Origin of the sequence: Streptomyces sp. NPDC048295, from assembly GCF_040652135.1 — a bacterium.
Taxonomy (GTDB): domain Bacteria; phylum Actinomycetota; class Actinomycetes; order Streptomycetales; family Streptomycetaceae; genus Streptomyces.
In genome coordinates this window covers 149,543-158,737 of the sequence record NZ_JBEZLL010000025.1, presented here as the reverse complement: position 1 = coordinate 158,737, position 9,195 = coordinate 149,543, and the positions used below count along the sequence as shown (strand labels likewise).

Annotated in this window: 7 protein-coding genes; 3 read left to right on the top strand and 4 right to left on the bottom strand. The window is 68.6% G+C overall.

Annotated features, from left to right (window positions below):
* The 3 genes from AB0D53_RS31090 to AB0D53_RS31080 form a co-directional block, all read right to left on the bottom strand.
* Positions 1 to 1,308 (bottom strand): cbb3-type cytochrome c oxidase subunit I (locus AB0D53_RS31090; RefSeq protein ID WP_362452415.1); only part of this gene is annotated, 1,308 nt, incomplete at its 3' end.
* A gap of 331 nt (positions 1,309 to 1,639) precedes the next feature.
* Positions 1,640 to 2,377, bottom strand: a complete 738-nt coding sequence (locus tag AB0D53_RS31085) for an SDR family oxidoreductase (protein WP_362452413.1) — start codon at positions 2,375 to 2,377, stop codon at positions 1,640 to 1,642.
* Between the two features lie 208 nt (positions 2,378 to 2,585).
* Positions 2,586 to 4,808 (bottom strand): NADP-dependent isocitrate dehydrogenase, encoded by a 2,223-nt coding sequence (locus AB0D53_RS31080; RefSeq protein WP_362452412.1) that lies wholly within the window; start codon positions 4,806 to 4,808, stop codon positions 2,586 to 2,588.
* A gap of 234 nt (positions 4,809 to 5,042) precedes the next feature.
* On the opposite strand from AB0D53_RS31080, the gene AB0D53_RS31075 reads away from it, so the two are divergent.
* Complete coding sequence (locus AB0D53_RS31075; protein ID WP_362452411.1) at positions 5,043 to 5,972, top strand: LLM class F420-dependent oxidoreductase; 930 nt, start codon at positions 5,043 to 5,045, stop codon at positions 5,970 to 5,972.
* 197 nt (positions 5,973 to 6,169) lie between these two features.
* Here AB0D53_RS31075 and AB0D53_RS31070 read toward each other — a convergent pair whose 3' ends face one another.
* A complete protein-coding gene (locus AB0D53_RS31070) occupies positions 6,170 to 6,985 on the bottom strand; it encodes an SAM-dependent methyltransferase (protein WP_362452410.1) in 816 nt (271 codons plus the stop codon).
* A 1,046-nt stretch (positions 6,986 to 8,031) separates the two neighbouring features.
* Between AB0D53_RS31070 and AB0D53_RS31065 the strand changes: the two genes are divergently transcribed.
* Entirely contained in the window at positions 8,032 to 8,469 is a 438-nt protein-coding gene (locus AB0D53_RS31065; protein WP_362452409.1) for a hypothetical protein, read from the top strand.
* Positions 8,466 to 9,098 (top strand): hypothetical protein, encoded by a 633-nt coding sequence (locus AB0D53_RS31060; RefSeq protein ID WP_362452407.1) that lies wholly within the window; start codon positions 8,466 to 8,468, stop codon positions 9,096 to 9,098. Before AB0D53_RS31065 ends, AB0D53_RS31060 begins: the two co-directional genes overlap by 4 nt.
* Positions 9,099 to 9,195 lie beyond the last annotated feature (97 nt).

Genomic DNA, 9,195 nt, shown 5'->3' with positions numbered 1-9,195 from the left:
GATCTTCCCGAGCCGCTCGTCCAGCATCTTGCCGGTGAACTTCGGCCACCAGAAGTGGAATCCGGAGAACATCGCGAAGACCACGGTGCCGAAGACGACGTAGTGGAAGTGCGCGACGACGAAGTACGAGTCCGAGACGTGGAAGTCCATCGGCGGCGACGCGAGGATCACACCGGTCAGACCGCCGAAGAGGAAGGTCACCAGAAAGCCGATCGACCAGAGCATCGGTGTCTCGAAGGACAGCGACCCGTGCCACATGGTGCCGATCCAGTTGAAGAACTTCACACCGGTCGGTACCGCGATGAGGAAGGTCATGAACGAGAAGAACGGCAGCAGTACCCCGCCCGTGACGAACATGTGGTGCGCCCACACGGTCGCGGAGAGGCCCGCGATGGAGATCGTCGCGCTGATCAGACCGATGTAGCCGAAGATCGGTTTCCGGCTGAAGACCGGGATGACCTCACTGACGATGCCGAAGAACGGCAGCGCGATGATGTACACCTCCGGATGGCCGAAGAACCAGAAGAGGTGCTGCCAGAGCAGGGCGCCGCCGTTGGCCGGGTCGAAGACGTGCGCGCCGAATTTGCGGTCCGCCTCCAGCACCAGGAGGGCCGCCGCGAGGACCGGGAAGGCCAGCAGGACCAGCACGGCGGTCAGCAGGACGTTCCAGACGAAAATCGGCATGCGGAACATCGTCATGCCGGGGGCACGCATGCCGATGATCGTGGTGATGAAGTTGACCGAACCGAGGATCGTGCCGAAGCCGGAGAAGGCCAGACCCATGATCCACATGTCGCTGCCGATACCCGGTGAGCGGACCGCGTCGGTCAGCGGGGAGTAGGCGAACCAGCCGAAGTCCGCCGCGCCGTTCGGGGTGAGGAAGCCGCCGACCACGATGATGGAGCCGAAGAGGTAGAGCCAGTACGCGAACATGTTCAGCCGCGGGAACGCCACGTCGGGTGCGCCGATCTGCAGCGGCATGATCCAGTTGGTGAACCCGGCGAACAGCGGCGTCGCGAACATCAGCAGCATGATCGTGCCGTGGATCGTGAACGCCTGGTTGAACTGCTCGGGCGAGACGATCTGGATCCCCGGACGCGCCAGCTCGGCGCGCATGACCAGGGCCAGCACACCGCCGACGATGAAGAAGGCGAACGAGGTGACGAGGTAGAGCGTGCCGATCGTCTTGTGATCGGTGGTGGTCAGCCACTTGATGACGACGTTTCCCGGTTCCTTGGCATGGACCGGAAGCTCGTTCGCGTATGTCTCCTCTTCGTCGGCTGCCCCTGTTGTGCCCGTCGTCGTCACTGGGACGCTCCTTCGATCGTCGTTCGCGGGGGGACCGAGCACCCGGCCGGGGTGCCGTTCCCACCGGGACGGCCGGCAGACCGGTCCCGCGCGTCACGCCAGATTCCAGGTGCAGCAAATCAGCCGCGGGGCCGCTGTGGGCGGCCCGCCGCCCACAGCCGCGTGACATTCACCCATCAGGGCGTCCGTGGGCACGGACCGTGTTCCAGGCCTTCGCGCCGCCGCGGGGAAGGCCGAAGCCGGACGAACTCCGTTGCGGTGCGGTGTCGTTGACGGGCGATCCGGTGGATACCCGGGCCGGGGACCGGCGGCGGGCTCCCCCCGGCGTCGCTCAGGCCAGCCCGCCCGTCGCGCGGACGTTCTGCCCCGTGATCCACCGGCCGTCGTGACCGGTGAGGAAGGCGACCACGTCGGCCACGTCCGCGGGTTCCCCCAGCCGGCGCAGCGGGGTCATGCCGGCGACTGCCTCCAGTGCCTGCGGCTGGTTGTTGCCGCGCAGCAGCTCGGTGTCGGTGGCTCCGGGCGAGACGGTGTTGACCGTGATCCCGCGGGCCCCGAGTTCATGGGCGGCGACGGCGGTGAGCTGCTCGACGGCACCCTTGCTCGCGGCGTAGGCGGAGATGCCCGGGCCCGACCGGACCGTGTTGGCCGTGGAGATGTTGACGATGCGGCCGCCGTCGCGCATCCGTAGCGCCGCGTGGCGGATCGTCATGAAGACCGCTCTGGTGTTGACCGCCAGGACCCGGTCGAAGACCGCCGGATCGGTGTCCGTGAGCAGGGACGGGGCGGGGCAGAGAGCGGCGTTGTTCACCAGGATGTCCAGTCCGTCGAGCTCTTTCTCGGCGGCCGACATCAGGCGCTCCGGGCCGTCCGGGTCAGCGAGGTCCAGCCGGACGGACCGGACCCTGCCGCCGTCGGCGCGCACCGTGCGGACGACCTCGGCGGCGGCCTCGTCGTCGGTGGCGTAGTTGAAGACCACGTGTGCCCCGTCGCGGCACAGCCGCTCGACGATCGCGCGGCCGATGCCCCGTGATCCACCGGTGACCACGGCGTTCCTGCCTGTCAGCACGGCCTCTCCCCTCCCAGGGCACGGTTGGTCCGGGTGTTCGAACCTACCGGTGGAAGGGCTCCATGGGGCCGACTACGCGGAAAATCCTCGCGCCGCGGCCCGGTTCCGGTGCCCTTCCCGGACACGGAACCGCCCCGGCCGGGCATGGTGCCGGCCGGGGCGGGAGGGGCGGGGGCGCCTGATCGCGCCCCCTCTCCGCGGCGTCGCGTCAGCCGATGGCCGAGATTGCCTGGACGAACGTCTTCGACGGGCGCATGACGGCCGAGGCCTTGGCCGGGTCGGGCTGGTAGTAGCCACCGATGTCGGCCGGCGAGCCCTGCACCGCGATCAGCTCGTCGACGATGGTCTGCTCCTGCTCGCCCAGCGTCTTCGCGAGCGCGGCGAACGCCTGCGCGAGCTGTGCGTCGTCGGTCTGCTGAGCCAGCTCCTGGGCCCAGTACAGGGCCAGGTAGAAGTGGCTGCCGCGGTTGTCGATGCCGCCCAGCTTGCGGCTCGGCGACTTGTCCTCGTTGAGGAAGGTGCCCGTCGCGCGGTCGAGGGTGTCGGCGAGGATCTGGGCGCGCGCGTTGCCCGTGGTCGACGCCAGGTGCTCGAAGCTGGCCGCGAGCGCGAAGAACTCGCCCAGGCTGTCCCAGCGCAGGTAGTTCTCCTTGACCAGCTGCTGGACGTGCTTGGGCGCGGAGCCGCCGGCGCCCGTCTCGAACAGACCGCCGCCGTTCATGAGCGGGACGACGGAGAGCATCTTCGCGCTCGTGCCCAGCTCAAGGATCGGGAACAGGTCGGTCAGGTAGTCACGCAGCACGTTGCCGGTGACCGAGATGGTGTCCTCGCCCCGGCGGATGCGCTCCAGCGAGAACGCGGTCGCCTCGACCGGCGACATGATCTCGATCTGCAGACCGTCGGTGTCGTGGTCGGCGAGGTACTTCTTGACCTTGGTGATCAGCTGCGCGTCGTGGGCGCGGGCCTCGTCGAGCCAGAACACGGCCGGGACGCCGGTGGCGCGGGCGCGGGTGACGGCGAGCTTGACCCAGTCCTGGATCGGCAGGTCCTTGGCCTGGCACATGCGGAAGATGTCGCCGGCGCCGACGGCCTGCTCCAGCACGACCTCGCCGTTGCCGTCGACGACCCGCACCGCACCGGTGGTGGGGATCTCGAAGGTCTTGTCGTGGCTGCCGTACTCCTCGGCCTTCTGGGCCATCAGACCGACGTTCGGCACCGAGCCCATGGTCGACGGGTCGAAGGCGCCATGGGCGCGGCAGTCGTCGATCACGACCTGGTAGACGCCCGCGTAGCTGCTGTCCGGCAGCACCGCGAGGGTGTCGGCCTCCTGGCCGTCCGGGCCCCACATGTGGCCCGAGGTGCGGATCATGGCCGGCATGGAGGCGTCGACGATGACATCGCTCGGTACGTGCAGGTTGGTGATGCCCTTGTCCGAGTCCACCATGGCCAGCGCCGGGCCCTCGGCCAGCTCGGCCTCGAAGGAGGCCTTGATCTCGGCACCCACGTGCGGCACCGAGTCCAGGCCCGTGAGGATGGCGCCGAGGCCGTCGTTCGGGGACAGACCGGCCGCGGCGAGCGCCTCGCCGTACTTGGCGAAGGTGTTCGGGAAGAAGGCGCGGACCACGTGGCCGAAGATGATCGGGTCGGAGACCTTCATCATGGTGGCCTTGAGGTGGACGGAGAACAGCACGCCCTCGGCCTTGGCGCGGGCGACCTGCGCGGTGAAGAACTCGCGCAGGGCGGCGACGCGCATGACCGCCACGTCGACGACCTCGCCCGCGAGCACCGGCACCGACTCGCGCAGCACGGTGGTGCTGCCGTCGTCACCCGCGAGCTCGATGCGCAGCGTACCGGCCTCGGCAATGGTGGTGGACTTCTCGGTGGAGCGGAAGTCGTCGACGCCCATCGTGGCGACGTTCGTCTTCGAGTCGGCGGACCACTTGCCCATGCGGTGCGGGTGCGCCTTGGCGTAGTTCTTGACCGAGGCGGGGGCACGGCGGTCGGAGTTGCCCTCGCGCAGCACGGGGTTCACCGCGCTGCCCTTGACCTTGTCGTAGCGCGCGCGGACGTCCTTGTCCTCGTCGGTCTGCGGGTCGTCCGGGTAGTCCGGAAGCACGTAGCCCTGCGCCTGAAGCTCGGCGATGGCCGCCTTCAGCTGCGGGATCGAGGCCGAGATGTTCGGCAGCTTGATGATGTTGGCCTCGGGCCGCTTGGCCAGCTCACCGAGCTCGGCGAGCGCGTCCTCGATGCGCTGGCCCTCCTCCAGACGCTCGGGGAAGCCCGCGATGATGCGTCCGGCCAGCGAGATGTCACGGCTTTCGACATTGACCCCGGCCGTCGAGGCGTACGCCTGGATGACGGGCAGGAACGAATACGTCGCCAGGGCCGGAGCCTCGTCGGTGTGTGTATAGATGATGGTCGAGTCAGTCACCCTGTGCTCCGCTCCACGTCTGCAACATTGCTTGACATCAAGATATCTCGTGACCGCCCCGGCCTCGACAGGGCCCTGCCCTCATCGGCGGCGGCGCGTGTCACCGCGGTCGCACGGCGTACACCCGCCCGGGTCCGCGCTCACGTCCGCCGGCGTTCCGGGCGGGAAATCCGGCAGGCAACAGGCGGGTGTCATACGGTGGTTGCCCCACTGCCTGCCAGAAGGAGTGCACTCATGCCGGTTGCCCTGGGGCTCGGTCTTCCGCAGATGAAGCAGTACGACATCGGCCGCGATGTGGCCGCCGTGGCACGCGCGGCGGAGGAGACCGGCTACGAGAGCCTGTGGGTCTTCGAGCGGGTCCTCTTCCCCGAACCCGCCACACAGGGGCTGTACGGGGTTCCGGGGCTACCCTGGCCCGATCAGTACCGCAGCGTCGCCGATCCGCTGATCACGCTCGCGCTGGCCGCCGGTGCGACGGGCCGGGCCCGGCTCGGCACCAGCGTCCTGGTCGCGCCGCTGCACGTACCCTTCCAGCTGGCCCGTTCACTGGCCTCGCTCGACGCCGCGAGCGGCGGCCGGGTGGTCGCGGGCCTCGGCACGGGCTGGTCCCTGGACGAGTACGCCGCCGCCTCGGTCGCCCCCTTCGAGAAGCGCGGCGCGGTCCTGGACGAGCTGCTGGACGTGTGCGCGGCGGTCTGGGGTCCGGATCCCGTCGCGTACCAGGGCGAGCTGACCACCGTCGCCCCGTCCGAGGTCGGCCCGAAGCCGGTGCGCCCCATCCCGGTCTATCTGCCTGCGAACAGTCCCCGGGCCACGCGCCGTCTGATCGACCGGGCGGACGGCTGGATGCCGGTGGCCGCGGGCGCCGACCGGCTGGCCGAGCAGTGGAAGCGGGTCCAGGACCTGGCGGCGGAGCGCGGCCGGGAGCGTCCGGTCGGCGTCTGCGCCCGCGCCAACGCCAGGTACAGCGCGCAACCGGTCGGCGGTGCGGACCGCGCCCCGTTCCACGGCAACACGGCTCAGATCGTCGAGGACCTGGTGGCCCATGCCGCGACGGGCGTACCGGAGATCCTGCTGGATCTCCAGGGCACGACGCGCGACGCCGCGGAGCTGATCGACGTGGCGGCCGAGGTGTACGTGGCGGCGCGGGCGGCAGGCGTCTGACACCACGGCCGCCGGCCGGGCCACGCAACGCGGACACGGCACGGGCCGCGCTCGGCGTCGAGCGTGCTTCGGCGGATCCGGTCGGCGACCTCCGACACAACGTGATACCCGGTCAGTAGAGTCGGCAGCGGCTCGGCGAACCCAGCCCGGCCCCGTGTGAACCCCGCTCGGTGCCGGTCCTTCCCACCTCGCTTTAGTCACGGCTTGCGTGCAAGGCCGCCGTGCTCGCCGATGGCAACCGGGGTGGGGGAAGTCGGATCCGGGCGCCAGCAGGGAACCGAGACGACCCCGGGGTCCAAGAGTTCCAGGCCGTCGAAGAACGCCTCGATTTCGTCGAGCGGGCGCAGGAAGTACGGGACGGCGCCTGTTTCATTGTATGCGTCCTGGGCCTGCTCGTAGTCGGCGTCCGTGCCCCGTGAGCCGTCACTGATGGAGAGGTAGCTGCCGGACGGCAGTCCGTCCATCAGCCGGCTGACGGTGGCCCGGGCCTGGTCGTAGTCGGCGACGTGGCCCAGAATGTTGCTGAGAATCAGGGCGGTGGGACGGGTGAGGTCCAGTGTCTCGGCTGCAGCCGTCAGAATGCGATCGACATCGAACAGGTCGGCGTCGACATAGGCGGTCGTTCCTTGGGGGGTGGAGGCAAGTAGGGCGCGGGCGTGCGCAAGGACCATCGGGTCGTGGTCGACGTAGACGATTCGGGCCTCCGGTGCGAGCCGCTGGGCGACTTCATGCGTGTTCGCTACCGTGGGTAGTCCGGTCCCGACGTCAAGGAACTGCCGAATGCCCACCTCCTGGACCAGGTACGTGAGGTTGCGGCGCAGGAAGGCACGGCTGCTGCGGGCAATGGTGATGATGCCTGGAAAAATCGCACTATATGCATCCCCGGCTTCCTCGTCAACGGGGTAGTTGTCCTTCCCGCCAAGCCAGTAGTTCCAGATCCGAGCCGAGTGCGGCACCGACGTATCGATCTCCCGATGCACCGCTGGTCCGGGCGACGTCGTGTAGTCGGTCATGGGTACCGTCCGTCTTTCAACCGAGGCATGTACTGTCAACACACAACCTACGTCTCAACAGCTCTTATACGTAGACCAGTTCACTTTTCAGCTGGTGGGCCGATGTCAATCCCGCCGAGTTGTACCGTCTTCCCACGCAGCAGGTCACGCTCAGATCGTCCAGCGCCCGCCATTGCGTCGCGCTCGGGGCACCATCAGCCTCCACGCCGTCATCTCTGCGCCAGGTGACGCGTTCACCGATTGTGTGACTACAGTCAAAGCTGGAGTGCACCACCACCCGGCACGCACGTAGGTAGATGGCCGTGGGTGGCCCGTGCCCGCAGACAGTTCGCATGGAGCGCCGCACGCGCACCGACAGCTCTGGGTTTCGCAGACCACACCCTTTAACCCACCCGTGCGCCATCGCATGACACACCTGAACCTGAGCTCGCTCCAACTCGCCCAGGCAGCGATCCTGCCCGAACCCGTGATCACCGCATGGCTCGCCGGAACCCCCGCCTCCCCCTCCCAGCTCATCCGCTGCGCCCCCGCTCTGCAGATGTCCGAGGACACCCTCCTCGACGCGATCGAAGGCAAACGGGACCCCCAACGAGGCCACGGAGCTGCGGAAGGCCTGAGCGCGCCTCGGGAGTTCAGGAAGCAGACCAGTCCGGCTGCAATCTCTCGGCTTCATGTCAGCAGACCACCCGGGGATCTATCACCTCGTGACAGTGAAATCTCATGCGCGTGTCATCCCTGTGTCGGCGGCGGAGCGTCACGTGCCTCCACGATGACCAGCGGAAGATGGCCGGCTGAATTCTCCGGCGATGCTCCGGCGTGCTGTCTCGTGCCGCCCCGCGGGCGGTACAGGAGTGCAGAGCCCCTGCCCGGGCGACCGGGCGAGCTCAGTGACACCGGTGGTCCTGGAAGCGGGGCGTGGCGCCGCGACGATCGCCGTTCCTGGCCGGTCAGTTCGTGAGAGGCCCGGGTCACCCGTCCAAGGGTGGGGAAACGATCCTGTGAGCGAAGAGGGCATAGACCCGGCCGAGGTGTGGCACGGTCCGGGAATGAAGATGACCAGTGCTATGGCCGCAGCCGCCGTGGGTGCCGTGCTCGTTGCCGGGCCGGTGCCCGACGCGTCGGCGCAGCGGTACTGGAACAAGAAGGTCCGGTGCGAGCAGAGCGATCCCGAGGGGCGGGTGATCCCCACTCGGTACGGCAACGGCGATCTCGGTTGGAATCACTTCTCCGGGAAGCACAACATCAGGAAGTGCCGGGTCGTCGACGCGACGCTGGCCGGGAAGGTGGACAAGCAGGGCGGGGGACGCCTGGAGTACTACGGAGTCGCCCGTAACGGGGCCCGGTTCGTCAATGTCGTGGTCATCGTGCAGTACGCCCGCCGCACGACCGACGGTGAGTACGACGCAGGCAAGGGCAAGGAGATCGGCGTGGTCACGGCCTACTGCCGGGGTGTCAACAAGTGCCCGGACTGGATCAACCAGTGAGCGGGCCCTGCGGGGAGACGGTCGAGCAGCAGGCGTACCTCACGCGCTTCCTCCTCGACTACACGGCAGTACCTCTCGCCGAAGGGGTCTTCCTGCGCGGGGTACTGCCGGCGCAGGACGCTGTCCGGATCGTGACCGGTCCCGCCGACACCGTCGCGCCCGGTGCACTGGTCGCCTATGAGATCCCGCTGGTGGACGACGATGACGAGCCGGTCACCGCCCCGCTGGTGCTGGGCTGGACACGAACGCTCGCAGCCGACGGCTCCCCGCATCCGGACGCGTCCGTGATGGGCATGGCCCTGGTCCGCGTGGACACCTCCGCCGTCGAACCCGCTCCGCCGGCCCGCTCGGACCGGGTGCTGCGCGTGCTGCGGACACTGGCCTGGCCGTTCATCGAGACACCACCAAGCCCCGCCCTGTGCGGCTTCCTCCTCACCGGGCACGACAGCATGCGGCTCTACATCGCGGCCGACGAAGCCGCTGGGATCGTCGCGGCCGACGTGCGCCTCACCGGCGCGCTGACCGCCCTGCTCGCCGCACTCCCCGCACTCGTACGCGAGAAAGAACGCTGGACGACCGACGGAACCGACCCGCACTGCGCCCACGCGGTCGACCTCACCACCTGGTGACCACCGGGCAGCGCGCCCCGGCGTGGAACCGATAATTGGCCCAACGGTGACGGGGTTACGAAAGTGTTTAGAGGCTGTCTCATGTGGTGGTGGTGCA

Coding starts and splice junctions, on each gene's coding strand:
- AB0D53_RS31070 (WP_362452410.1), bottom strand. CDS start 6,985: ATGACCGACTACACGACGTCGCCCGGACCAGCGGTGCATCGGGAGATC.
- AB0D53_RS31075 (WP_362452411.1), top strand. CDS start 5,043: ATGCCGGTTGCCCTGGGGCTCGGTCTTCCGCAGATGAAGCAGTACGAC.
- AB0D53_RS31065 (WP_362452409.1), top strand. CDS start 8,032: ATGAAGATGACCAGTGCTATGGCCGCAGCCGCCGTGGGTGCCGTGCTC.